At 57.0% G+C, this 24876-nt stretch carries 23 protein-coding genes; 11 read left to right on the top strand and 12 right to left on the bottom strand.

Features of this window, described 5'->3' with window-relative positions; genetic code table 11:
• Positions 1-61 precede the first annotated feature (61 nt).
• Complete coding sequence (pdxR, locus tag GO988_RS23190) at positions 62-1543, top strand: MocR-like pyridoxine biosynthesis transcription factor PdxR (protein ID WP_157570023.1); 1482 nt, start codon at positions 62-64, stop codon at positions 1541-1543.
• A 40-nt stretch (positions 1544-1583) separates the two neighbouring features.
• Here the strand turns inward: pdxR and GO988_RS23185 are convergent, their stop codons facing one another.
• From GO988_RS23185 to GO988_RS23175, 3 genes are all read right to left on the bottom strand, one after another.
• Positions 1584-3173 carry an ABC-F family ATP-binding cassette domain-containing protein gene (locus GO988_RS23185; RefSeq protein WP_157570022.1) on the bottom strand — a complete coding sequence of 530 codons (1590 nt, stop codon included), beginning with the start codon at positions 3171-3173 and terminating at the stop codon, positions 1584-1586.
• A gap of 259 nt (positions 3174-3432) precedes the next feature.
• On the bottom strand, positions 3433-3852 hold the full coding sequence (locus GO988_RS23180) for a cytochrome P460 family protein (protein ID WP_317164964.1): 420 nt from the start codon (positions 3850-3852) through the stop codon (positions 3433-3435).
• A gap of 128 nt (positions 3853-3980) precedes the next feature.
• Positions 3981-4886 (bottom strand): alpha/beta fold hydrolase, encoded by a 906-nt coding sequence (locus tag GO988_RS23175; RefSeq protein WP_232341679.1) that lies wholly within the window; start codon positions 4884-4886, stop codon positions 3981-3983.
• A 1041-nt stretch (positions 4887-5927) separates the two neighbouring features.
• On the opposite strand from GO988_RS23175, the gene GO988_RS23170 reads away from it, so the two are divergent.
• From GO988_RS23170 to GO988_RS23160, 3 genes are all read left to right on the top strand, one after another.
• Positions 5928-6998: a sensor histidine kinase gene (locus GO988_RS23170; protein WP_157570020.1), complete on the top strand. Its 1071-nt coding sequence runs from the start codon at positions 5928-5930 to the stop codon at positions 6996-6998.
• Between the two features lie 15 nt (positions 6999-7013).
• A complete protein-coding gene (locus GO988_RS23165) occupies positions 7014-7850 on the top strand; it encodes a LytR/AlgR family response regulator transcription factor (RefSeq protein WP_157570019.1) in 837 nt (278 codons plus the stop codon).
• 214 nt (positions 7851-8064) lie between these two features.
• The gene (locus GO988_RS23160) at positions 8065-8652 is read left to right on the top strand and encodes a DUF4142 domain-containing protein (RefSeq protein ID WP_157570018.1); all 588 of its coding nucleotides are present in this window, start codon (positions 8065-8067) and stop codon (positions 8650-8652) included.
• Positions 8653-10823: 2171 nt separating this feature from the next.
• Here GO988_RS23160 and GO988_RS23155 read toward each other — a convergent pair.
• Complete coding sequence (locus GO988_RS23155; RefSeq protein WP_157570017.1) at positions 10824-11213, bottom strand: response regulator; 390 nt, start codon at positions 11211-11213, stop codon at positions 10824-10826.
• A 29-nt stretch (positions 11214-11242) separates the two neighbouring features.
• Positions 11243-12856 carry a sensor histidine kinase gene (locus tag GO988_RS23150; protein WP_157570016.1) on the bottom strand — a complete coding sequence of 538 codons (1614 nt, stop codon included), beginning with the start codon at positions 12854-12856 and terminating at the stop codon, positions 11243-11245.
• Between the two features lie 358 nt (positions 12857-13214).
• On the opposite strand from GO988_RS23150, the gene GO988_RS23145 reads away from it, so the two are divergent.
• Positions 13215-13769, top strand: a complete 555-nt coding sequence (locus GO988_RS23145; protein ID WP_157570015.1) for an SUKH-4 family immunity protein — start codon at positions 13215-13217, stop codon at positions 13767-13769.
• Positions 13770-14015: 246 nt separating this feature from the next.
• Here GO988_RS23145 and GO988_RS23140 read toward each other — a convergent pair whose 3' ends face one another.
• A complete protein-coding gene (locus GO988_RS23140) occupies positions 14016-14678 on the bottom strand; it encodes a DUF4369 domain-containing protein (protein WP_157570014.1) in 663 nt (220 codons plus the stop codon).
• Between the two features lie 351 nt (positions 14679-15029).
• Between GO988_RS23140 and GO988_RS23135 the strand changes: the two genes are divergently transcribed.
• From GO988_RS23135 to GO988_RS24825, 3 genes are read left to right on the top strand one after another with little or no spacing between them, the layout of a single operon-like run.
• Positions 15030-15629 carry a DUF4468 domain-containing protein gene (locus GO988_RS23135; RefSeq protein WP_157570013.1) on the top strand — a complete coding sequence of 200 codons (600 nt, stop codon included), beginning with the start codon at positions 15030-15032 and terminating at the stop codon, positions 15627-15629.
• An 8-nt stretch (positions 15630-15637) separates the two neighbouring features.
• Positions 15638-15907 (top strand): recombinase family protein, encoded by a 270-nt coding sequence (locus GO988_RS24830; protein ID WP_157570012.1) that lies wholly within the window; start codon positions 15638-15640, stop codon positions 15905-15907.
• A gap of 15 nt (positions 15908-15922) precedes the next feature.
• Positions 15923-16213, top strand: a complete 291-nt coding sequence (locus tag GO988_RS24825) for a helix-turn-helix domain-containing protein (RefSeq protein ID WP_198173019.1) — start codon at positions 15923-15925, stop codon at positions 16211-16213.
• Positions 16214-16220: 7 nt separating this feature from the next.
• Here the strand turns inward: GO988_RS24825 and GO988_RS23120 are convergent, their stop codons facing one another.
• The 4 genes from GO988_RS23120 to GO988_RS23105 all read right to left on the bottom strand — a co-directional run bounded on the left by GO988_RS23120 (position 16221) and on the right by GO988_RS23105 (position 19796).
• On the bottom strand, positions 16221-16757 hold the full coding sequence (locus tag GO988_RS23120) for an RNA polymerase sigma factor (RefSeq protein ID WP_317164963.1): 537 nt from the start codon (positions 16755-16757) through the stop codon (positions 16221-16223).
• A 1374-nt stretch (positions 16758-18131) separates the two neighbouring features.
• The gene (locus GO988_RS23115) at positions 18132-18614 is read right to left on the bottom strand and encodes a DUF4274 domain-containing protein (protein ID WP_157570010.1); all 483 of its coding nucleotides are present in this window, start codon (positions 18612-18614) and stop codon (positions 18132-18134) included.
• A 205-nt stretch (positions 18615-18819) separates the two neighbouring features.
• Positions 18820-19131, bottom strand: coding sequence for a hypothetical protein (locus tag GO988_RS23110; RefSeq protein WP_157570009.1), 312 nt, complete (start codon positions 19129-19131; stop codon positions 18820-18822).
• Positions 19128-19796: an AAA family ATPase gene (locus GO988_RS23105; protein ID WP_157570008.1), complete on the bottom strand. Its 669-nt coding sequence runs from the start codon at positions 19794-19796 to the stop codon at positions 19128-19130. The genes GO988_RS23110 and GO988_RS23105 overlap by 4 nt, the downstream gene beginning before the upstream one ends.
• 595 nt (positions 19797-20391) lie before the next feature.
• Between GO988_RS23105 and GO988_RS23100 the strand changes: the two genes are divergently transcribed.
• From GO988_RS23100 to GO988_RS23090, 3 genes are all read left to right on the top strand, one after another.
• Complete coding sequence (locus GO988_RS23100) at positions 20392-21552, top strand: replication initiation protein (RefSeq protein WP_157570007.1); 1161 nt, start codon at positions 20392-20394, stop codon at positions 21550-21552.
• A 166-nt stretch (positions 21553-21718) separates the two neighbouring features.
• Positions 21719-22513: a TlpA family protein disulfide reductase gene (locus tag GO988_RS23095; RefSeq protein WP_157570006.1), complete on the top strand. Its 795-nt coding sequence runs from the start codon at positions 21719-21721 to the stop codon at positions 22511-22513.
• Between the two features lie 200 nt (positions 22514-22713).
• Positions 22714-23079, top strand: coding sequence for a hypothetical protein (locus GO988_RS23090; RefSeq protein WP_157570005.1), 366 nt, complete (start codon positions 22714-22716; stop codon positions 23077-23079).
• Between the two features lie 746 nt (positions 23080-23825).
• On the opposite strand, the gene GO988_RS23085 is transcribed toward GO988_RS23090, so the two are convergent.
• Positions 23826-24161 carry a DUF7668 domain-containing protein gene (locus GO988_RS23085; RefSeq protein ID WP_157570004.1) on the bottom strand — a complete coding sequence of 112 codons (336 nt, stop codon included), beginning with the start codon at positions 24159-24161 and terminating at the stop codon, positions 23826-23828.
• Between the two features lie 44 nt (positions 24162-24205).
• A complete protein-coding gene (locus GO988_RS23080) occupies positions 24206-24766 on the bottom strand; it encodes a recombinase family protein (RefSeq protein ID WP_157570003.1) in 561 nt (186 codons plus the stop codon).
• Between the last annotated feature and the right edge of the window lie 110 nt (positions 24767-24876).

Here is a 24876-nt window from a genome sequence, read left to right as displayed (position 1 = left end):
CAAAACTCTACTTAAGTTGCTCGCTGGCTGCCATCCAGTTTTTAAAAACCAACGGGTCCAGATGCTTCGCACGTGGGATACCACTCTGCAGCCTGCCTTCCGGAGTGGGCGGCCAGTTTATTTGCAAATCAGCGACTTGATTACGGTCGAGATTCAACGCGGCCGGTTAGTCCCGGGCACGGCGCTGCCAGGTACGCGCGAGCTGGCCAAGCAACTAGGGGTGAATCGGAAAACGGCGGTGCTGGCCTACGAGGAGTTGTTGGCACAGGGCTGGCTGGCTAGTCAGCAGACCAGGGGCACCTTCGTGGCAGACCAGTTACCCACCAACACCCCCCTAGCGTTTGCAGCCCTTGTCGGAAACCAGCAGCCGGTAGCTGGCTTTCAGTGGCACGAACCACCCGGGCCGGCCCTGTGGCCGCCGGCCATGCCGGGAGCCATCACGTTTACGGATGGTACGCCCGACGCGCGGCTGGCACCCCTCGCGGCCTTGACGCGAGCCTACCGTCACACCCTGCTAAGCAAAGGGCGGCTCAATCAGCTCGGCTACGAGAGCCCGCTGGGTAACCAACGCCTGCGCGAAGCGCTGGCCCACATGCTCAACCAGCATCGTGGCCTGAGCACCACGGCCGAAACCATCTGCCTAACCCGCGGCACGCAGATGGCCCTGTACCTGACCGCCAGCCTGCTCCTGCGACCGGGCGATGTAGTGGCGGTAGAAAACCCCGGCTACCCGCCCGCCTGGCACACCTTCCAGCTGTTCGGCGCTGAATTAGCCCCCCTCCCGGTAGACGACGAAGGGCTCTGTGTCGAGGCCTTCGAGGCGCTGTGCCGCCAGCGGCCGGTGCGGGCGCTGTACCTGACGCCACATCACCAGTTCCCCACCACCGTAACCCTGCAGGCGGCCCGGCGCGTGCACCTGCTCGCGCTAGCCGCCCGCTACGGCGTAGCCCTCGTTGAGGACGATTATGACCACGAGTTTCATTACCGTTACCAGCCCTCCCTGCCGCTGGCCAGCGCCGACCCCGGCGGCATCGTTATTTACATAGGCTCCTTGACGAAGCTACTGGCTCCGGCCCTGCGTATTGGTTATGTAACCGGCCCGCCTGCCTTTGTCGCCGCGCTGGGGCGTCTGCGGGCGCTGGTTGACCGGCAGGGTGACACGGGGCTGGAGCAGGCCGTGGCCGACCTCATTGACGAAGGAGAGATTAAGCGACATACCCGCCGGGTGCAGGCCGAGTACCATGCGCGCCGCGACACGCTGGTCGAAGGCCTGCGCCAACTGCCCGCCGACCTCGTGCAGTTTGAGGTACCGGCGGGCGGCCTGGCACTCTGGGTAAAATTTTCAACCCACGTTGATGTGCCGAAGCTTGCGCGTGAGCTGGCTCGTCGCCGGGTACTTATTACGCCCGGCAGCCACTACTATCTGGCCGAGCCCCTGGCTAACGCGGTGCGCCTAGGCTACGCGGCGCTGAAACCGTCGGAGCTACTGTATGCCCTTGACCAATTGCGCCAAGTGCTGTGCCAGTCCTACGGAAGCCGGTGAACGCAGCGGTAAGGCGAGGTTCGAGGCTAACCTCGCGTTACTAAGCCAGGTTGAGTGCTTGCTGCACCCCAATCTGAGTTAGAAAGCTGGCATCGTGCGACACGACTACTAGCGTGCCCTGGTAGCTGGTAAGGGCCGCCGCCAAGATGTCCAGGTTTTGCAGGTCGAGATTATTGGTTGGCTCGTCCAGCACGATAAGGTCCGGGGCTTGGCTACGCAGAGTAAGGCAGCACAGGAGCAACCGCAGCTGCTCCCCGCCGCTCAAGGCACCGCAGGGCTTGGCCCAGTCGTCTTTGCTAAACAGAAAGCGAGCGAGTCGAATTTTAACCTCGTGCTCCAGCAGGGCCGTGGTGTTGAACTGCTGGGCCTGTTCGTACACCGTTAGCTCCTTGTGCAGCAAAGAGTAGTCTTGGTCGATGTACACCGCCTGAAAATCGGCGCGATACAGCGTGCCCGTCTGGGGCATCAATTGCCCTAACAACAGGCGGATGAGCGTGGTTTTACCCGCTCCGTTTGGCCCGTGCAGGGCTACCCGCTCGCCGCTGCGCAGCTGAAAGCTGAGGGCCGGCTGCCACAACGGGCGCGGACCGTAGGCGTAGTTCAGGTCGTTGGCTTCGAGCAGTACTTTGCCCTGGTGCAAGCCGGAGTGCGCGAAGCCAAACGTCATTTTGTCGAGGTCGGGTAACGCCTGCCGCAGTTCCCCCAACTCCTGAGTGAGGGCGCCCACTTTCTCGGCGTGCTGGCCTTTGAGGCGCGCCCCGCTGTTTTCGGCCCCGTTGCGCCGCATGCCCAGTACGATGGGGGGCAGACCGGCTTTGCCCTGGTTTTTCTTGCTGCGCGCATCCAGCTTTTGCTTGCGCTCCAGCGCCTCACGCTCGGTTTCCTTGGCTTTGCGCAAGGCCTTTTCTTTGCTTTTTACTTCCTGATGCAGCGCGGTGCTGGCCACCTGCTTTTGCGCGGCGTAAAAAGCGTAGTCGCCGCCGTACAGCGTAAGGCCGCGCGTGCTCAGTTCGGCCACGGGGCCAAGTTGCTGCAGCAGTTGGCGGTCGTGGCTCACGACCAGCAGGGTGCTTTTGGTAGCCTTCACGAAGGCGTAGAGCTGTCGCCTCCCGGCGGCGTCCAGGTGGTTACTCGGCTCGTCCAGCAAGATAAGTTCGGGCTGGTGAATGGCGACGGCCGCTAACAACAGCCGTGTTTTTTGCCCGCCACTAAGCGCGGCCAGGGGCTGAGCCAGGTCCAACTCGGCGACGTTCCAATGCCGCAGGGCCTCTTGCAGTCGCTCCTCAATCGTCCAGTCCTCGGCCAGCGCGGCGAGATTGGCGTCCGTCACCTGGCCCGCCAAAATCGCCTGTAGGGCGGCTAGTTTGTCCGCCACCCCGAGCGCCTGCGCGACCGTCAGGCCGTCTAGCTGCCCGGTATGTTGCGGGAGGTAAAAGGGGACCGCGCTGGCAATTACCTGTCCGGTGGTAGGTGGCAGCAGACCTGCTGTCACTTGTAAGAGCGTGGATTTGCCCGTGCCGTTATTCCCAATCAGGGCTACTTTCTGGTGCGCATTCACCGTCAGGTTCAGGCCCTCAAACAGCACGCTTTTATCGGGCTGCGTGTAGCCCAGATTTTGAATGGTTAGCATGATTTCTTTTGCAACAAACAAGAGGTGGCAGCCCGCCATCCGGCGGTTCAGTTACTCGCAGCCGTGAAAAGAATCCGCCTATTACATAAGTCTACCTCTTATTGAGTTGAAAGCGCAATACTGCGCGCGCCAAAGAGAACCTTTAGCGAGCGTGCCAGAAGCCTGTCAGCTTTGCAAAACTAGTACTAACTGAAAAATCAACCCGCTCGCCATTTCCGGAGCGTAACCTTTCAAGTGCTTTCCTGACTCGAAGCAAGCTTCAAGGAGCGTACTCGGTGAACAGATAATCGTGGGGCTTCGCCGGCTGGTGGCAGGGAGCACAGTTGGCAATGGTTACCCCTTCGACGGGTACTCCTTCGTTAAACTGCGCGTACCCCCATCCCCCGGTCGCGGCGTATTTTCGGGCATCCTTCACCATAAATTGCACGCCTTCCTTCGGCAGACCGGCTACGTAAGATTGCGGCTGGCCGAACACTTTGTTATTGGCTGCGGAGGGAACATACTCCCAGGCGAGCCGGGCAATAATAGCCCCGTCTGGAAATGGCAGGGTTCCCTCCCGGTAGGCCTTTACGGCAATGTCATTGCCCAGAATGGCGCGCAGGTCGTTGAGATTACCGGCCTCATGGGCGACCGAAATCAGTCGCCAGTCGCGGTAGCCGGGCGGGAGCTTAGCCAGCACGGACGTGGGGGCCGGCCTGGGTGCTGGCGTCCCAGGCATTGCCTCGGCTAAAGCATACGCTACTACTAAAGCCGGCGACAAGACGAGAGCGGACATTTTCCAGGTTTTCATGCGTCAACCAGTTTTTATTACTTAGCCAAGCCATCCGCCTCGATGATGGCGGCAGCGAAGTCTTGGGGAGCTTCCTGGGGCAAATTGTGGCCAATGCCACCAGACAGCGTGTGATGTCGATACTTACCCGTAAACTTCGCCGCGTAAGCAGCTGGGTCGTTGTGGGGCGCGCCATTAGCATCCCCTTCCAACGTCACGGCCGGCACCGTAATAGCTGGCGAGGTGGCGAGCTTTTTTTCAACGGCCTCGTAGCGAGCCTCGCCTTCAGCTAGTCCTAAGCGCCAGCGATAGTTGTGAATGACAATGGCCACGTAATCGGGATTCGTGAAGGCTACCGCAGCCTGCTCAAACGTAGCCGGCTCAAACTGCCAGCGGGGAGAGGCCGTTTGCCAGATGAGCTTATTGAAGTCGTTGGTATTGGCTTGGTAGCCCGCCTGGCCCCGCTCGGTCGCGAAGTAGAACTGATACCACCAGGCTAATTCGGCCTTGGGTGCCAGCGGGGTGCGATTGGCCTGCTGGCTGCCGATGAGGTAGCCACTCACTGACACCAGGGCCTTGCACCGCTCTGGAAACAGAGCCGCCACGATGCCGGCTGTCCGAGCCCCCCAGTCGAACCCGCCAATAATAGCTTGTTGAATGTGCAGCGCGTCCATCAGGGCAATGACATCCAGGGCCAGCGCCGCTTGCTGCCCGTTGCGGGCCGTTTGGGGAGAGAGAAAGCGGGTGGTGCCGTGGCCTCGCAGGTACGGAATAATTACCCGGTAGCCCTTTGCCGCTAGCTGCGCGGACACTTCGGTGTAGCTGTGAATGCTGTAGGGCCAGCCGTGAAGCAGAATAACAGGCTGCGCGGTGGGCGGGCCAACTTCTACGTACCCTACATTAAGCACGCCCGCATTAATCTGCTTGGGCGAGGAGAATGCCAAAGCGGTGCTTGCCGCAGCAGGCGTCGGGTGTTGCGCCAAGCCCGGGTGTGAGCTACTAAGCGGGACAATGGCAAGAAACAACCCGCGAAGCTTTTAAGGTTGCTGCAAAGAGTGAAGCGTTGTAAGACAGCCATGTTGCGTTGTAAGAAGGTAACATACAGTGCGCAAAGCCGAGTATGACCCACGCAGGAGAAAGTATTCTGGATGGATTTGCACAGTTTCGACAGAAGCTTTGATGGTCGTACCCCTTGTGGCAGTTTCAATCCAGAATACAGAATGACTTATTCAAACACGCGCTAAGTGAGCGTAAGTTGAACTAAATGGGTGAGGAGCACGACAAGCAGCTATAACCGGTAGATTATCGCTGCTCGGCATTGGACCGGTAAGCGCGCAAACCTCCACTTAAGCAGGCAGCTCGTAATCATCCACTTTTAAAAAACTAGCGGGTCCAGTGTTAGGCGCACTGCGCCTCGTTGATAGGACACTACTGACGCGAAACCCACTACAGCGTCAAATGCGACTTATGGACTAAATTTTCAATTAAGGCCACTAACGGCAGTTAGGTCATAGCTCCCACCTAATATACCACCGTTAGCCAGCCACAGTAGGCTGGTTATTACACAATTGCCTTAAAGTGAACTATCACGTCGTTTGCCCGCAGTAACTACTTGATTAATAATGTAAATTAGTCCAATAAAGGCCCGTGGCTGCTGCAGAAGTCTTGGCAACAACTTAGTAAATCAACTGCTATAGTACCAAGTGGCTAAACGGCCTGTGCAGTCCGTTACGAGCAGTCAACCGATTCGTGAACTCTGGCGGTAGGTTCCGCAACAGCCACGCCCCTAACCTGTGCTGCGTACTAAGCCCACTCCAGTAAAACCGTAATGGCTTGTTAGGTGCGGGTCGCCGAAAAGAGGGCGATGCTTTTTAACGATCTTCGCATCGTACGATTGCCGCCGACCAGCAGCTATAGTTGCGCAGGGACCGGTCAACCTTCGGGGACCCGCTTCGTTTCAGAAGACCAACCTGAGGGAGTAAAGGATGGCAAGGACGCAATTAGCAAAAATCAAGTGGTGGCGCGTCGCGCTGGCGTGGGGGCTGTTCACGGTGTTCATGGTCCTACTGGTCTACGTCCAAGCGCAGGCCAGCGTGCACCCGTTGCCCTGGCGGACCGTCGTGCTGGGACCCCTGCTGGATTGCGTCAGTTGGATGGTGCTCACCCCCGTCGTGTTTTGGCTCGCGGCGCACTTCGACCTGACCACGCCGCCCCACCGCTTGCCGCGGCTGCTGCTGCACGCGGGGGCCAGCTTCGGGCTCACCCTGCTCCAACGCGCGCTGTCGCGGACCGGGCTCGCGCTGCTGGCCGTGCCCGGCGTCCACCTGGACTGGTCCGCCTTGCTGGCCACGGTCAACGTCTGGGTGCCCCTCTATTGGATGCTGCTCTTTGTGGCCTACGCCCTGGAACTGTACGACAAGTTTCGGCGGCGCACCCTAGACGCGGCCAGCTTGGAAATCCAACTGGTCCAGGCTCAGTTGCAGGCGTTGAAGATGCAGCTCAACCCGCATTTTTTGTTCAACACGCTTAATACGGTCACCGCCCTCATCGCAGATGACCCGGCGGCGGCGCAACGGATGACCGCCAAGCTGGGCGCGTTTCTGCGCGCCGTGCTCGACAACACCGACGAACAGCAGGTGCCGCTGGCCCAGGAACTGCGCCTGACGGAGTTGTACCTGGAAATGGAGCAAATCCGCTTTGCCGACCGGCTCACCGTCACCTACCAGGTGGATGCCGCGGCCTTGCCCGCCCTAGTCCCGAACCTGCTGCTGCAGCCTTTGGTGGAAAACGCGATGAAGCACGGCCTGGCGACCACCGCCGGGCCCGGGCGCCTCCACATCGAAGCCCAGCGGCAAGGGCAGCGGCTGGTGCTGCAGGTGCACGATAATGGCCGGGGTGCCCCCTCGGCGGAAGCGCGCGGGGTGGGCTTGCGCAACAGCGAGGAGCGACTGCGCACCTTGTACGGGACGCATTATGCCCTGGCCATTCAGACGGCGCCGGCGGAAGGCTTCACCGTGCGCATTGAACTGCCGCTGGCTTTTCTGCTCGTTACGTAGCCTATCTTTTCCCCTATGGAATCTATTCGGACGCTTATCGTCGATGACGAACCGTGGGCACGTCGGCGAATTGTGCAACTGCTGGCCGACGTACCGGGGTTTGCCCTGCACGGCGAATGCTGCAATGGGACGGAAGCGGTGGCTGCGCTTTCAATGCCGGATACGGGCCCCGACTTGGTGTTCCTCGATGTGCAGATGCCCGACCTAACGGGCGTGCAGGTGCTGCAGCACGCGGTGGCGCCGTTGCCGCTGGTCGTCTTCGTCACAGCCTACGACCGCTATGCACTGCAGGCCTTTGACGCCCACGCCGTCGACTATTTGCTCAAACCCATCGACCCAGACCGCTTTGCGAGTTGTCTGGCCCACGTGCGGCACTTATTCGGCCAGCGCCAGGCCAGCCAACGCCACCAGCAGCTGGCGGCCTTGCTGCAGCAGTGGCCCCGACCGGCCGCGACGCCGCCCGACCCGCTGCCCCCGCCGGCCAGTCGGCCAGTGGAGAACCTACCCGGCTCCTATGCCGAACAGTTTTTAGTCAAGCAACCGGGCCGCCTCTACTTTGTGCCGGCGGGGCAAGTGCAGTACCTCGAAGCCACGGGCAACTACGTCACCCTGCACACCCAGGGCGCGCCGCACGTGCTCCGGACCACGCTGAGCCAGCTGGGAAGCCAACTCAACCCCGCGCACTTTGTGCGCATTCACCGCTCGCTGGTCGTCAATGTCGCGTACATCCAGGAACTGCGGCCGTGGGCGCACGGCGAATACCTAATCACCCTGCACGGCGGCGCCCACCTGACCTCCTCGCGCAGCTACAGCAGTGGTTTGCAGCGCTTCCTGCAACGCTTTGCCTCCTAACCTTTCCCCCAACCCACTTTTCTCCTGCGGCCGGCCAGCCGGCCATTCACCCCCCGGCCGGAGCGCTGTGCCCCGTCAAAGAGCCGTTTCAGCCCCGCCGGGCGTTGCGCCGGGGCATTACCCCGTATGCATGGTCAACTAGTGCGAGGAGCTAGCGTGGTACACCATCTGCGTATCCCCCGGCCCTCGCCACATCTGCCTTTTCCCCCTTCCCATGCAGTACAACGAAGAAACTCCCCGCCGTGCATTCGTCAAGCAGTCCATGACGGCCGCTTTGGCGTTCAGCGCCCTGCCCGCCGTAGCCGCTTTACTAAACTCCTTTCCGGCCGAGGCGGAAACGCTGCTGAGTGGCGCGCCCGTGGCGGCCACGGAAAAAGCGTTTCGCCAGGGCGTCATCGGCCCCGCCGAACTCTCGCTAGCTACCAGCCAAATTGCGACGGGCAAAGCCACGCAAGCGAACGCGAAAGAATTCGCGGGCTTTGAACTGACCGAGGCCATCGCCGTGACCACCGTGCTCAAGGACTTGAAGACGCCCGTGCCAACCCCGGACGCCAAGGCGCAAGCCACGCTCGCCAAAATCAAGAACACGCCCGCCGGGCCGGCCTTCGATAAGGCCTACATCCAGGCCCAGCTCGAAAACCACGAGTTTCTGCGCGACTTGGCCGAGGACTACTTGAAAAAATCGGCCGGCAAAACCACGCCCGCCGAGAGCCAGACGCGGCACTTGGCGACGCTGGCCTTGGCTACGTTCAAGGAGCATGTGGCCATTACCAAGCGCATCTTGGGCGAACTGGGCGGCTAAGTGGCGCGGCATTTGCACCAAAAATGAGAAGCCTCGCCCATCCGGCGGGGCTTTTTCATGTCTCCCTCTCGGTCCGTGGACCGCTATCAGTACGTTCCCCAAAGCTTGCCTTCTCCGCCAATATAGACGAGCACACCGGTAATCCAGCAGTTAGCAATCGTTTCTTTGGTTCTCTGACGAAGTACCCTAATTATCCTCCATTTGCGCAACTGTAAATAGTTGACTTTCGATAAAAATTAATCCAATAAAGGCCCCATTAACCTCCACATTAGCCGGAGTCTAGTTGGAATCGAGGGGTTAGGAGCCGATTAGGTCGTTGGCAATTGCCAAAAGTGCCCAACTCCCAAAACTCCCAAAACAAATTATAACGTGTTTTACACTTAACTATCTATAATACAGTTAACTATGTCAAAAAATTGCCTATTTTTTATAATGCCACCCGCGCAGCAGTGCGCGCCCTTTAGCTTTTGCCGCTGAGCTGAGCGAGCTGCCAAAGGGAATATATGAAAGCTGCTTGGCCCACTAGAATAGGCCCCTGCGCTTCTGAATCGGCTTTTTATCCCGTGCGGCAGGTGGCAATTGCCAGTTGGGATCTGGCAATTGCCACCTGCCGCCACGAAGTGCGTCGCCCCGGTTGGTATTCCGACTAAGCACCGATTGAGAGCCCCGAGCGAACGCGGGGTACCGAGGCAGCCTTTGACAACTTCGCGCCCGCTTGGCTGAGCTGCATTGCCTAAAAAGCCAATCTCACCCGTATCACCCTTGGCGTGCTGCTAGGGGCGATTATTCGCGAACTCGACCTATCAGCGTCTCACGAGTCGAGCGTTGCAGCCCAGCTTGCCCTGTCCTTACTTGGCAATTGCTAACAGCTGCCTCGGTGCTATCTGGTAGGGAGAGGGCTTGTTGCTGGAAGTTGAGCAGGCTGTATACTTATCCCAGGCCGGCGTGCAGCTATCAGCCGACTGCCCGCCACCAGGGCCCGACAAGGTGTGAAAAAAGTCAGTCTCACGCCCATGTGCCCCCATGCGCTGGAAACGCCGTTTTTAGCCCTTTTTTCGGCTTTTCCGTCTCATTCTCTGACGATGCACCCAAACGTGCCCTGTCGACTAGTGGCAATTGCCAACCTGTGCCACGGGGATATATGCCCCCTGACTTGATTCCTAAGCGCTTGTCTAGTAAGAGTCTAACAGCTTGTAGAAGTCATCGCATGCTAAAGCAGCCGACAGGGCAGGGCAATTGCCACTCGCCACTGCGTGGAGGCAATTGCCCTGCGACAGGACCATTTCTCTCTTGCCAACCGGTCCGGAGGCTATTTCTGCTCCCCCTGGTAGAGCGTCTGCGAAAGGTGGGCCTTGCGGGGGCAGCAGGGCTGCAGTACGACCACGTTAGCCGATATCTTTAGGGACTTTGACCCCTCGCTTCCTGGTAGCTAATCCGACTTTGCACCTCTTCAACTTCCTCGGCGGCCTGCTGCTCATCGTTCTCTGCTGTGCGGTTTTGCCCGGCAAAAAAGCGGAGCGTGACGTGGCGCTTACTGGGCCGCTAGTTCCAGTCCAAGTCGTGCGAGCGGAGTGCCATGCCTCGGCGGCTTTCCGATTCGTGCACTTTACTTTCCAAGGCCAGGAGCATTCCATAAAGGTGGGCCAGCTGGACTGCGAACGGCTGCGGGCAGGACAGACCTTGCAGCTACAACACTTGGCCACGCATCCCGAGGTGTTCCTGTTCCCGGGCTCTTACAGGGCAGGGGAAAGCTTGGCGTGGGGCGTGCTCTTTCTGGTGGGGTGCTACGCGGTCATCAGCAGTGTAGGGCGATGGCGAAAAGACCCTACTTAGTACGGCTTGCAGTGAGGGGTAGAAATTGGCTCGACAGCCGGTAGCTAGTCGGCGCGGATGCGTTTCGTATACCCCGACTTGAAGCTCATCCTTGGCAAAGTGCCCTGCTGCAGTGCCCCGCGCAGCAGGGTCAAACATATTACCTTTCCAAGGTTTGTCCGCTATCACACATTACGTTAAAGGATTTTTCTTAGGAGCACAAGGGAAAATGACAATCCCTAACCTTACCCAAAATCCTATTTACCCTTGCCTGCGCACTACCTAAGCAAGGGGTGCCCACTGGTTCCGATTCGCCACCCGCTGCTGCTGACCACGTTACCTGGCCAGGTACCTGACCGCTACTGCGGGAAATACTGCTGCAAGACGCCTTGCAATTTCTCGCGGGTTAGGGGCTTGGTCAGGTACGCATCAACCGGCAAGTGCTGGGCGCGGGCCTGGTCGAGCCAGTGGTCGGAGCTGGAAAGGAGCGCCACGATGGGGCGCAGATTAACGGGCGGCAGTTGGGCGTAGCGCGTCAGGAAGTCCAAGCCGTTGAGTACGGGCATGTTCAGGTCCAGCAGAATAAGCGCGGGCGGGGCACTCAACCCAGCTAGCGTAGTGAGGGCTTGCTGGCCATCCTCGGCCACGAGCACCTGCCCGGCAATCCCCATGTTGGTAACCAGGAGCTTGTGCAGGAAATTGGCGGTGCGGTCATCATCGACCAGCAGCACGCAGGCTAAGCAGGGCATAAGGCACAGGGACAACAGGCAGGCGCGCGCTAGGCGCGGAACGTCACTGTGAAGGTGGTACCCACGTTGGGCTCGCTGCTTACGGCGATGGTAGCACCCCCGTTGTCAATCAGGCGCTTAATCATGTACAGGCCCACGCCCGACCCTTCGACGTGGGTGTGCAGGCGCTGGAACACTTGAAATAAGCGCCCCTGCTGCGTCCGGTCCAGTCCCAGGCCGTTGTCCTGCACAGCCAGCACGACCGCGTCCGCCTGCGGCTCGGCCCGGAGCCAGACCTGGGCCGGCCGGTCCGGCGCCCGGTATTTGACGGCGTTGCTGAGCAGGTTGTAGACAATGGAGCGCAGGTTGGCCGGGATGAAAGTGACCCGCAGGTCCGCCGGCACCTGCACGTGCACCGTGGCCCCGGCTAGCCGTATCTCGGTGTCCAGGTCGTGGCATACGCCCGCCAGCAGCGGCTTCAGTGCCACCGCCTCGGTCGGGCCGACCTGGCTCTGCTGCAAGCGCACCAGGTCGGTGAGCTGCGTGATGGTGAAGCGGAAGCGGCCGACCGTGTCCGCCAGCAAGCGCAGCAGCTCGGCCACCAGTTCCGTTTGCTGGACCTCGGCCGGCAACACCTCGTGCAGGGCCAGCAGCAGGCCCTCGATGTTGGTAATCGGCGATTTGAGGTCGTGCGAGGCCGTGTAGACAAACGTGTCGAGGTCCGCGTTGGTGCGCCGCAGGTGGGCATTGGCATCGTGCAGCTCCTGGGTGCGCGCCTGCACGCGGGTTTCCAACTCCTGGTTCAATTGCTCGACCTGCTGGCGGGCGCGCACCTGCTGGCTCACGTCATACGTAAAGTCCATCACGCCATCAATCTGGCCCCGCACATCGCGCAGCGGGTGCAGCGAGATATTAAGAAAGACCTGCACCGGCTGCCCGGTGCCGTGAAAGTCGAACCAGCCTTCCATTTCGCGCAGGTAGATGGGCTCCCCGGTCTGGTAGACCTGGTCAAACAAGGCCACTACCCCCAATTCTACAGCCTCCGGGGTGCCTTCGCGAAACGGTCGCCCCAGGAAGGAGCGGTGCGGAAACAGGCTTTGATAAGCGGGGTTGACGAACTGGTAGATGTGGTCCGGCCCCTGGTAGACGGCAATGTAGGCGGGCATCTGCGTGAGGACCTCGCGGAAGCGTTGGCGCTGCTGCTCGGCCACGGCGTGCGCCGCTTGCTCGGCGGCCACACTTTCCCGCAGCTGCCGCTCGACCTGGCGGCTGGCGGTGATGTCCTGCACAGATTGGATGATGAACTGCACCTGCCCTTGCGCATCGAGCACGGGCGTGTGGCGCGGCTGCCAGTGGCGCTCGACGAACTGGCCGGGCCGGGTGCGGTCGGGCACATCGTAGTGCTGCGGGGCCATCTCGTGCGGCTGTTTAGTGGCTAGTACCTGTTGCAGCGAGGCGCGCACGTTCGCTACGGCGTTGGCCTCGGGAGTTTGGGGGTTGTCGGGAAAGGCGTCGAAGATGAACTGCCCCACCAGCGTCTCCCGCTGGGTCAGGGTCGCGGCCAGGTAGTCGTCGCTGGCGCCTATAATCACCCAATCCGGGGACAGTAACAGGGTAGCGCCGGGCTGGGCGTTGAAGACAGCCAGCAAGTCGAGGGTGAGCATCAAGTCAGCCGTAGGGGCGGGCTAAAGGTCGGGGCCGACCAGCGAAAAGCAAGTCAACCAAGGATGACAGACGCTACAAAGTCAAGCTAAAGTAGAGAATAAGCTAGGTCCTAAAAGGGGCACCTTTCTGGCGCAGCAGTTTTCAACTTTTCGCCCCCCTCCTCGTGCTGGAAATGCAGGTGTGCTAGACTTTCTGAGCCACTCGCCTGGAACCGGACTTTCTGAGCCCCTGAGCCCCTTGTACTACCAGGTACATTAGGCTACGCTGCTTGTATGCTGGCAGGCAGTACACGTTAACTATGACGTGAGCAGTCGAAGTAGATTTGCCAACTCTCCACGCGCTTCGTTTAGCGTTACTATGTCTCCTCAAGATATTGCGGCCTACTGGCGTACCCTAGGCGAACCTCTCTTTGCTTATCCGCCGGAAGTGCTCGCCCGCTTAGGGATAGCGCCAGCTACCCAAGCCCTGTTAGCAACAGTGGGTTTACCGCGCACTGCCGCGCCCTACTTGTCGTTTGATGCCTCCTTGGAGCGGGTGAGTACGCTGTACAACTTACCATCCGCATTTGCGCAGTTCGTGCAGCTAGGTACTGATGGCTTAGGCAATCCCATAGTTCTTAATACCTCCCGGAATGCCTCTGTCGAATGGCTCGATCATGACAAGGGGTTTGCGACGCATTATATCAACTGCTCGCTTCAGGCCTTTATGGTATCACTGGTGGCTTATCGTCGTTTCATCGAGGACTTGCTAGCCACGCGGGGAGAGGATGCATATCTAGACGCTGATTTCACAGACGAGCAGCTTACCGTCTTGCAGCAACGCTTAACGGAGGCAGATGCGCAAGCCTTAATGGAAGGCGGATTCTGGCAGCTAGAAATCAGTACGCTGTTAACGAACCGGGCGGAATTTTAGCACCAAACGCTTCGGCAAGGCAGCCGTTTCTAATCCTTTAGCCTGTCGATACCGAGGCTAGACTACTTGCGCTCACGTAGGTCTAGCAACCATTCGAAAAACCCTCTTCAAAAAGGCCTCGAAAACTGGCGTTTTCGAGGCCTTTGGCGTGGGCAGTAAAGTCGTTCGAAAAACAGTAGGTTTCGGAACAAGGTGAAAGCCGTTCAATAAAACGACTCATTTCTTGTCCTGGCCGATGTTTGCCCTTTAGCGGTGCTGTGGCTCCGGGACTGTTGGCAAGCGCCTGGTCCGTTCCCGATCACGGGTGGCTTTGAGGCCCTGCACCAGGTCGCCGTAGAGGCGGCCCGGGCGGCTACTCTTCAGTTCGGGGCTAAGGGCGGCGTAGAGGGGCCCCACTTCGTCGTATTCGCGTTTCGCAAAAACGCCCATATCCCACAAGGCCATCAGGCTCACCCAAGAAGTGGGGTGGGTTTTGATGAAGGCGGTGTAGGCTTGGGCATACTGTTGGGGCGTGGCGTTGGGCGGCACCGAGGCGTAGAGTTGCTGATGTTCGGTGGTGAGGGGGCCGCCGGTGATGCTCGTCGTGGCATCGCGCAAGCGACCGTCGCTGTGGACGACCACCGGGGCGGGCTCCAAGAATACGCTGGTGGCATTGGTCAGCACGGCGTTCGGATGATACCCGTTAGCCTGCACCACCAAGTTGGCGCGGGTGGGCAGTTCAGCGGTTCCGTGGAGCTCGAAGGCCCCGTTGGTGAGGGTGGCCGAGTCCACCAGTTCGCCGTTTATCAAGTAGACTTTATTGGGCGCATTCAACAAGCCGATTCGGCCGCTAATGTGGTAGGCAAAAGGCTTTTGAGCCAGCGACAGGCCCGGGGCCAGCAGCAACAGGGCGAGGAGCGTATTGGTCATAAAGGGGGGCGCGAAGTGGCGGCTCAACTATAGGCCGAGCAACGGGCCGCCTGGCAGAATATTGCTCCTTTCTGTGAACGCCTAGCAGCTGGCCAGCGCCAGGTGCCAGCAGTTCACTGTAGCGCGGGGCGAATTTAAGAAACCCGTCTATGAATCAACGTTTATGAAACGTGCCAAAGGGAGGAGTTTCGTAAACTACGCTACCCTCCAAGAAACGCTCGTTTTTTGGACTAGTTGGCCGAGTGCCCTAGCGACCCCGAAAACGTAGGTTTTTCGGGCCGCTTTCGGCTACCCTTTTTTGGATGGCCTGGGGTAGCTCAACGCGCATGCGCCGTCTCGTATTTTGGCCCCATGAAACTACTCTTATTTCTAGTCGCGCTCACGCTGGTTTCCCTCAGTAGCCACGCGCAAACCTCCTTGCCGGATACGTTGCGCTACCAACAGGTAGTAGCGACGCCCGGCGTTTCGGCCGATGAACTCTACGGGCGGGTGCGCGAATGGGTCGCGCTCACCTTCGAGGATGTGCACCAGGTTGTGCAGCTCGAGGATGCCCAGCGGCATCTCATCTTAGGCAGTGGCTATTCGCGCGTGCAGGTGCGCCGGCCCAATGGCAAGCTTGGGGCGAGCGCCGAACTCTGGCTGCGCTTTCGAATCGAAACGCGGGAGGGACGCTACCGGGTAGAAGTTTCTAATTTGGGCTCCGTCTATAATTTCTATAGCGCCGCGAGTCCCGGGTATGGCGCCTATGACCTCAACCGGTGGGTGCAATCCGCCCATGCCACGCAGGCGGTGAGCCAACGGCACAATGCCCTAAGCCAAGGTTTTCCCGGCATGAGCACCTTTATGACGCCTGAACAAGTTGTTCAACTCAAAGCAGGGCTGGACGAGAGTGTGCAAAGTCTATTTACGAGCCTGCACAAAACGGTAGCCGCTCCGGCGGCCGCTTGGTAGCCGTTCGGATGCGAGTAGCCATCTACGCCCGCGTATCGACAAAGGATAAAGGCCAGGACACCGAGAACCAGCTGCACCAGCTGCGCGCCTTCGCGGAGCAGCACGGCGTTATCTATAAAGTATTCACCGACCAGGAGTCGGGGGGTAAGGCCGCCCGCGCCGAGTTTAAGGCCTTGTTGCTGGAGGCCTACCAGAAGAAGTTCGACCTGGTCGTGTTCTGGCGGCTCGACCGCTTCAGCCGCGAAGGGGCCCTGGCCACGCTGCGCTACCTAAAATAGCTGAAAGACCACGGCGTGAATTACAAATCCTTCACCGAGCCCTACCTCGACTCACTGGGCCCCTTCGGCGACGTCATCGTCTCGATGCTGGCCACCATCGCGGCTCAGGACTTGATTAAAATTTCGGAAAACACCAAGGCGGCCCTGGCCAAGAAGAAGGCCGCCGGCGTCAAGCTCGGCACCCCAGGTAAGAGCCAGGCGCAAATCGAGCAGATTCGCCGGCTCAAGGGCGGGGGGATGTCGAACTACGCCATTGCCAAGGCCATGGACATTTCGGCCAGCACGGTGGCCAAGTACCTAGCCTAGCCCCAGATTAGCCGACTGCTTGCGCGAGAGTTCGAATGATTCGGCCTATGCGCGTTTTTACAGTGCCCAGCGGCAACTGTAGTTCATCGGCAGCTTCCGTGTGGGTGAACCCCTGAAAGTAGAGTACTTCGAGTAATTGCCGGTCAGCAGGACTGAGCAGCGTCAGCCAGTCCCGAACACCAATGTGGTCGGGGTTGAAAGAGGCCGCAGTCAACGTGGACGTTAATTCTTCCGTTAGGGGCTGCGACCGCTGGCTGGTTTGGCGCGCCATGCGCAAGCGGTCGATGGCCAGGTTGCGGGCAATGTTTAGCGCCCACGTAAAGAGTCGGCCCTTGCGGCTATCATAAGCCGGGAAGGAGAGCCAGAATTTGAGCATGGATTCCTGCAGCACGTCCTGCGCCAAACTCTCATCCCGGACGATACGCCAAATGGTCGCTTGTAGGGCTTTGTGATAGTTCTTGTAAAAATAGGTCATCGCCGTTTCGTCACGCGCATACAGGCGAATAACAAGCTGCGATTCAGCTTCCTGGTCAAATAGTTTCACCGATAGATAGCAGGCCGTATACTAGACGCATACGACCCTAATTAGGGTAGCGTATTGGGTCAGCAAGGTAGCCGAACAAAAGATTCATAGGTACTTATTTTACTATGAATCTTCAGGTAAAAAGTTATCCTTTCCTTGTGCACAGGGTAGCCCGAGTTGAAGACGATTAAGTAGCGGAGAGCGGGAAACTTAAGCGCGACCTTCGGTACAGGATTTTCCTGCAGTTAAGAGCACTAGTTGGGGTGCAGCTGAGTCCTATCAGGCCTAAGAGGCGGCAGTCGTCCGCCACCAATTCCGCCACCCTAAAATGAAAAAGGCCCTTCTTGCTACCAAGAAGGGCCTTTTTGCTGAACGGTTGCGGTCTGGACGGGACTCAAAGGGCATTGCTTTAGCCAGCCTGTTGCTTAGTAAGAGTTAGTGGTTTGATGGCCGATGATTCTTTACCCTTGTCACCTTTGACAACGACCGTTTATGAAATGTGACAAAGCCCAAAAACTTGGCTGAACTCGGAAAAGGGGCCTCTCACTTTTTAGCCCCGTCGTGTAAAAGCAGTGCCCTGCCTTTCTATTTGTTCCTCAGCGACCGCTTAGCCGCAAGCGCATCCCTCCGACTAGCCCCCGGGGGTAGGGTAAGCCTATAGGCCATACCTTGGTTGAGCCAGCGTTCGGTTGCACTTCGCGTCTCTGCCTCTAATCCCGCTTTGTCTAAATTCAACTTAATCGGCGGCCTCCTCCTGCTCGGGCTGTGTGGGGCTGTTTCCCCCGGGAAAAAAGCCGAGTATGACGTGGCTCGTACTGGGCCGTTAGTCGCTGTCCAGATTGTGCGCACCGTGTGCAATGGCTCGGCCGCCTTGCGATTCGTGCACTTTTCTTTCCAAGGTCGGGAGCACTCGATAAAGGTCGGTCAGCAGGATTGCGAACACTTGCGGTCGGGACAGACCTTGCAGCTGCAGCACTTGGCCACGCATCCCGATGTCTTCCTGTTCCCCGGCTCTTACCATCTAAGCGAGGGTGTTGCCTGGGGTGCGCTCTTTCTCTTGGGGTGCTACGCTGTCAGCAGCAGTGTATGGCGCCTGCGAAAAGAACAGCCTTAATACGGCTTGCAATGAACAGCAAAAATACATGTCTGCATTGCGGTGGTGCCAGGCACTACCGATTGGTAGCGAGCCACAATTAACGGCTTGATTAGCACTAGGCAGATTCAACACGAGAACTAGACGTTTGTCACCTTTGACGAGGCTCGTTTAAAAAACGTGACAAGCGCTGACTCCCTCGCCTGAGCTAGAAGCAGGGGATTGCTGTGCGTTCACAGGAGGAGTAGAAAAGCCCCCTTGCGAAGCTTGGCCTCCCCCTTACGCTAGTCCCTTCGTCGCCCTTAGTCAAGTAGGATCTCTAATTCACCCGTACTAGGCTGCTTCAGGTAGTCCGGGATAGCCCATTTTTCCTGGGGATCGTGGTAGTTTAGGTCCTCAGCCAAGGCATCTGTGCGCGGATCATAGGCGATTAAGGACGAGGTATAGGTCCCCGCTTCCCACTGCTGGATGATCGTGCGGAGCAGGGTATAAATTTCCGCCTCGTAGTCCGCTTCTTCGGCACTGGTAAATTGGGTGTAGAAGGCGGGTTGCGCCCGCCAAAAAATCAGCTGAGCGGTTGCTGGGTCGCATAAGGGACTGGTGACAATCCAGGTCAGCACCTCGGAGCCATCATCCCAGTTGTAGTTGGCGGCAATTAAGTGGTATTCTACTGGATTGGTTATTGCCTCGAAAACAGCGCGCTCAGGCGTTCGACCCTCAAAGCCGAATTCAAAAAAATGCGCTTGCAGTAATGCAATTCGCTCGTCGGAAACAGTGTAATCCATGCGGTAATATGTGTCCGAGAACGAAAGTTATGTTAGACAGTAATGCCAAGCATTAACCGCTCGTTTTTTGGATGCCTCGTCTTGATACAGAGTAGATAAAGCTCATTTAAATGCTCTTAGACATAAAAAGCCCACTCGAAGTAGAGTGGACTTTAGTGTATATCAGTACACTACACAGTATACTGTTTGATATATTACTGATAGTTTATTTGATGGTGGATTGCTTGGCTGATTCTTTAGCAGCTAATTTAGCCTCCTGCTTAAGCAGCAAGTCTATTCCTTCAAGAATGAGCGCATGAACAGATATGGCGCTTGCATTAGGTAGAGATTTAGCACGGTGGCGAATACGCCGAGCATCGCGAGCATCGGTGAGCTGTTGGAGCTTAGTAGTATAGAGCCGGAGCGTATAGCTGGAAATGGCCTGCGTATCGACGGCAGGTTTCTCTGTGGGCGCAGCAGCCCCTTGATCAATGATAGCCTGTAATGCGGCAGCCTCTTTGCGTGGCGGGAGTTTCATCGTTTTTCAAGTGCTTGAGTAATGTGATTAAATAGCGTCGTCACTTCAGCTACCGCTTTAGGCTCTTGGTTAGCATATTCAGGGTCTAAAACGGTGTAGCCTGTGCCAGCCGCCTTAGAGTAGGCAATGCGGTTAGAAAGAGTATGGGGTAACAGGCTGATACCATAGGCCTCTTCGATGGACGTAGCCATCTCTTCAAAAGCGCTGCTTTTGGTGCCGCGATAATCAGTGCGGTTGGCTACAAAGAATGTAGTTAGGTTAGGATTGAACGGCTTAAGTTGGTCGAGCAATTCTAGCACATCACGTAAGGCCCAGATGTCGAACGCTTGTAAGGAAAGAGGCACTACGTAGGCGTCACTTACTGCCAACGCTGCCCGCTGACTAGCGGTATCGCGGCCGCCCACATCCACTACGATGTCATCATAACGTCGTACTAGTGACCGTATCTCCTCATGCAGCTTATTGCCTGTTAACTCTACAGAGGTATATCCCGCTGTACCGCGCTGCTCCTGTCTTAATGATGTGAAATAGCAGGAGGTACCCTGGCTATCAGCATCTATCAGCATCACTTTATTATCAGACTTTTGCGATAAAAAAACAGCAAGTGTAGTTGCAATTGTAGATTTTCCTACACCACCCTTTACAGAACCTATCGTAATAACCATCAGTTATTTACAAAACTAAGTTAGTGTATTGTACAGTGTACTCCATAGTGTCTGCTATCGAGCTACACAATCACTCAAAGGTAGTGTATCTTATAGTTGATTGCAAGTAGCCAAATTAATGCTGTAGGATGCGTCAGTAGGATTTATGAATTTAGCTAGCACGAGTGAGATGTAATCCAAGCGGCAGCTATTACAAGGTGGGTAGTTTATCTGTAAAACACATAACATGTACGTACATTAATTGCCCCCCTAGTGTGCGAAGCCATCGTTAGGTCCCGAGATACAAGTCCATTACCTTTCTGAGATACAAAAAAGAAAAAAATAAGGAGGAAACTCATTCCTTATTTTTTATTGATTTTTATTATACATTAGGGGTTCCGTAACTATTTGAAAAATAGAAATTTATGAAGTCGAAATGGGAGTCCGTTACCTCTTAAATGGGAGTCCGTTACCTCTGAGATACGAGTCCGTTACCTCTGAGATACGAGTCCGTTACCTCTGAGATACGAGTCCGTTACCTCTGAGATACAAATGGGATACAAATTGATTAGTATCTGTCACCTATCTTGCTGACTGGATTACTACTAAGCCAGTTATGCCAAAGAACCCGTTTGCAGGTGCTACTTTCGATAAGAGCCGCCAAAAGTGGAAAGCTCAAGCCCGCTTTGCTGGGGTTTTAAAGAGCTTAGGTTATTATAATACGCAGGTTGAGGCGCATGAGGCTGTGGTACAAGCTCGGCAGCAGCCAGCTGAGCTTGCGATCACTCGGCGCTCGATCGTTGAAGGATCGGGAAGTAACTCGCCCACAGTGGCACAAAGTAATGTTCTTATAGAGCAGCCTTGGGCCTTAACGTTAGTTGAAGCAAGGATCTTCGTTTTGTTTTTACAACAGCTACCCCGTGATGAAATAGAAAGCAGGCGACTAGTAGTACCCTTAAAAGAGTTAGTAGGCACCACCCCTATTGGTGGACGGGGATACCAGTACCTTCATTCGGCTTTGGAAGGGTTGGCAGCTGTACAGGTGACGTTACCAGTTCCCAACCGTCAGCATGACTGGCACAGGGCACCACTAGTACACTCAATGAAATTGGATAGTGGTCAAGGAACTATCTCAGGGTATTTTTCACCTGACGTTCTACCCTATCTCACCAACTTAGCAGAGAACTTTACTCTGGGCCAGGTGGCTGATTTGCTTAGTATAAAAAGCCCTACTACTCACCGCTTTTATTGGCTACTGAAATCGTGGGAATTCCGTAGCCCTGTTACGGTGCCCGTGGCTCGACTGAAAGAGTTAACTACCGGTCAGGCATATCCCCAATACTCCGATTACCGGCGCAACGCGCTGATACCTGCCGTGGCGGAATTGAACGAGCTGAGTTTTGAGATAAGTTATAAGGAACTTAAGCTTGGTCGCTCTGTCGATAAGGTAGAGTTTTCTATTAAGAGCAAGGCTCGTCCCATACCTAAGCAGCTTATGCTACCCTTGGAAAAGGGCACTGCAGTCGCTGTGGTATCGGAGTTAACGCCATTGCAGCAGAAGGTGCAAACGCGTCTACAAAAACTTAAGCTGACACAGGCTCAAACGAAAAAAGTGCTGGAGATAGTGGTGGGAGAGGAGCAACTCACGAAGGTGCTGAAGGAGACCTACCCAATCCTGCGGGACTTCGAAACGAGGGCCAAGCCCGGGGAAAATGTAGCCGCGGCGACGATGGCACTCTTGAAGAGTACCTTTCCGGCTATTTGGGCGGCTAACTAACTAATAATCAAGCTAGTATAAAATAGTATTCCACATACTTTATGGGCTTTATACCATTATAAACTACGTAGTACGTAAGCTCCCAGCCCCCTTTATAGCGCAGCTTATTATAGAATAAGCCCCAAAAGTCTCCGTTTCGCGGGCCATTTATCTGGTAGCTTAGGGCATGAAATCTCGGTTACTTCTCACCGGCTTGTTGCTGAGTGGCTTGGCGACGGGCTGCTCCTCGGCCAGTAGCCCGCCCATTCCCAGTACGGCGGCGCAGGTTGAGGCCCTAACGAAGGACTTTGACACCTGGTATCGCTACACTTACGCGCGCATTCAACTCGCCCGCGCCTACTCCCCCCACGGCGTAGACGGGCGGCCCCTGGCCAAGCAGGCCTTTCTGCAGCAGTTGGCCACAGGTCGGGTCCTGGCCCTGCGCAACGGCACCGAGGGGCAGCTGCCCGTCTACCAGTTATGTCCCTATCCAGGCGGCCAGGACTCCGCCATTCGCGCCGCCAGTCAACAACTCGCCCAGGAAGCGCTGCGCAACGCGGCCTGGGAAGGCCAACGCCTGCCCCCGTTTCACTGGACCGATTTGAAGGGGGTAACCTACACGTCGGCTAATACGCGGGGGAAAGTGGTGGTCGTCAAGTGCTGGTACACCAGTTGCGTGGCCTGCGTCGACGAGTTTGCCGCTATGGACTCCTTAGTGGCGCGCTACCGCGCTAATCCGCAGGTGCTCGTGGTGAGCTTAGCCCTGAACCAGGCCCAGCCGCTGCGCGCCTTCCTCCAGCAGCGGCCGGTGCAGTTTGCCGTGATCCCAGCCAGCAAGGCCTATCTGACCGATACGCTCGGCGTGTTTGAATACCCCACCCATTTTGTGCTGGGCCCCGGTGGCCAGATTCTTCACGTCACTAACCGCGCCCGTGACCTGGCCGTCGCCCTGGCCAACGCCGTGCCGGCGGCGCGCCGCTGAACTTTCGGCATCCGGGTGCCTGAGCGGGCAGCGGACGGCAGAAAGTATAGCCTACCCTACACTGTTTTACATAATCGACGTTACCGGACAATTTTAGAATCTCCGCTAAGAAAGGAGAGGATAGCCGCTGCCTTTTGCTCATTGCGGCCAAAGTCTCGGTGCAAGGGCAAGGAGGGCGAGCAGATGAAGTGGTAGCTTGTTTGGTCTTTGAAGACGAGGCGGTACACCTGCCCACTTACCGAAAGCACTCGCGCAACGTCTGCCCGCGGGTGGGTAATGCGCATTCTTTCGTTTTCCACCACTACTGCGTCACCAACGACGTAGACGTAATAGCCAACGAAGTGCCAATAGGTGAACAGCAAGAGAACAGCAAGGGCAAACAACAGGACGTGAATGCCAGCTTCGTACCGCGCAGCCGCAAATGCGCCTCCCAGACACCCGACCCCACTGGCTGCGATGCCCAGACGGCCCTGTTGCAAGGTCAAAAGGCTAACCCTCCTCCTGGTGCACAAGGTAAAGAACGGTTGCTTTATGGGCAGTTGCGCGCAGTGGCCCCCACTGCTTAACGTGCAGACCATTCCCTTATCACAAGGGAAGCCCGGCAGGTGACGAGCCCAGTAGGACGAGGCTTGCGAGCTTGTCACATTTTCTAAACGAGCGTTGTCAAACGTGACAGTCGAGCTTATAACGTTACTTGTTGTTGCTGATGGGCCACCTGAACACCTTCTTCACTCTTTGAACACCTTCTTCACTCTTTTGGCAGTAGTCCTCTCCCTTGGGACTACCCATGCTCAGCACACCAAGACTCTTACTGGTCGGATACTAGGTAATGACTTGGAAGGGGTGCCGAGGGCGGACATTTGCACGCGGGATACGATCGTCATCGGGAAGACAGACCTAGAGGGCTATTTTAAAATTGACGTTCCGGTTAACATCAACACGCTCCTCTTTACAGCTATTGGTATGGAATGGACCACCGTCAATCTGAGCGGAGAATGCTCAAGCCTCGAAGTGATTCTACTTTATGCTTCTACTTACGATTTTATGTCGGTGAGGCGCGTGAATAGACAAGAATTTAAGCGGTTTAAGCACTTGCCCCAACTACATCAGCAGGCGTATGAGAAAGGCCTTTTCAAATCTCGCGCACCTTGTGCTTCTCCCATCTTTAGTAAGTGGGTCCCACGTCCAGCAAAACAGTGATTTAAAAGGAGCAAACCACCTTTTACATATTATAAACGGTCCATTGGAAGAGGGGACAAGGTTCACTGATCATGGCAACAGCTCAGCCTTAATGCCGGGCTATTCAGCCTGGTCACATCACATGAATGCTGTTGATAGTGAAAGGATAGACCTGCTGGACTCCTTCATCCCATAAGACACATTGGAGCGTGAGGTCACTGAGCTCACCATCCATGAACAAATCGCAGTCAATGGCCAACTTATCTGTTCCAATGATGGGATAAAAATCATAGTACCATTGCGGAGTAGGTGGTAAGCAAACCTGCCCCCCATATTGCCTTAGACAGGTTGCTAAATCGTCGGCAGTGAGGTCGGGCGCTACGTCCAGCTGATGCAAGTCGGCAAAGCGGCCTTGGGCTAACAGACCTACGATCAGTTCCAGTGTTTGCGCTATTCGTCTCGTATTCATGGGATAGTACTAGGGTTAAATTCTGCGACCAACTGCGCGCTATTTTAGGCCATTAATTCCTGGCGATAGCGCTTGACACTGGCCCGGCTGATACCGGTGAGGGTCACAATCTCGGCCACCGACAGCCCTTTGTCCAAGGCCTTGGCCACTTTAGCGAGCTTCTCGGCATTACGCCCCGCTGGCCGCCCCAGGTGCTTGCCCTGCTGCTTGGCTAGGTTGATCCCGGCCAAGCTCTTCTCGCGGTTGTTCTCCCGCTCGTACTGGTTGAAACTGGAGAACACTCCGATAATCATCTTGCCGGCCGGGGTGCGGGAGTCGATGCCGAGATCGAGCGCTCGGAAGTGCACGCCGAGGCGGTTGAATTCCTCCACCAGCTGAATCGTGTGTACCGTGTTCCGACCCAACCGCGCCAGGCGGTTGACCACGACCACGTCGCCCGCGCGCACGGCGGCCAATAGTTCGGTAAGCGCCGCGCTGCTCGTGCGCGTCCCCGACACTTTCTCTTGGAAGATGCGCGAACAGCCGGCCCGGGTCAGGTCGTCGAGCTGGGTCGCGAGGTTTTGGTCGGTGGCGGAAACGCGGGCGTAGCCGAAAGTGTGCTGCATGGCTCAACAAGTATGGGTCACAAAGCTAACCCGCCCAAACTTTCAGAACCCACTTCTTGACCCAGCGAAATGCCGCTTTTCTGATTGGGGGCAGGGTGGGGGAGGGGGTA

Origin of the sequence: Hymenobacter ginkgonis, from assembly GCF_009755225.1 — a bacterium.
Lineage (GTDB): Bacteria > Bacteroidota > Bacteroidia > Cytophagales > Hymenobacteraceae > Hymenobacter > Hymenobacter ginkgonis.
This window is presented reverse-complemented; position numbering and strand designations above follow the sequence as displayed.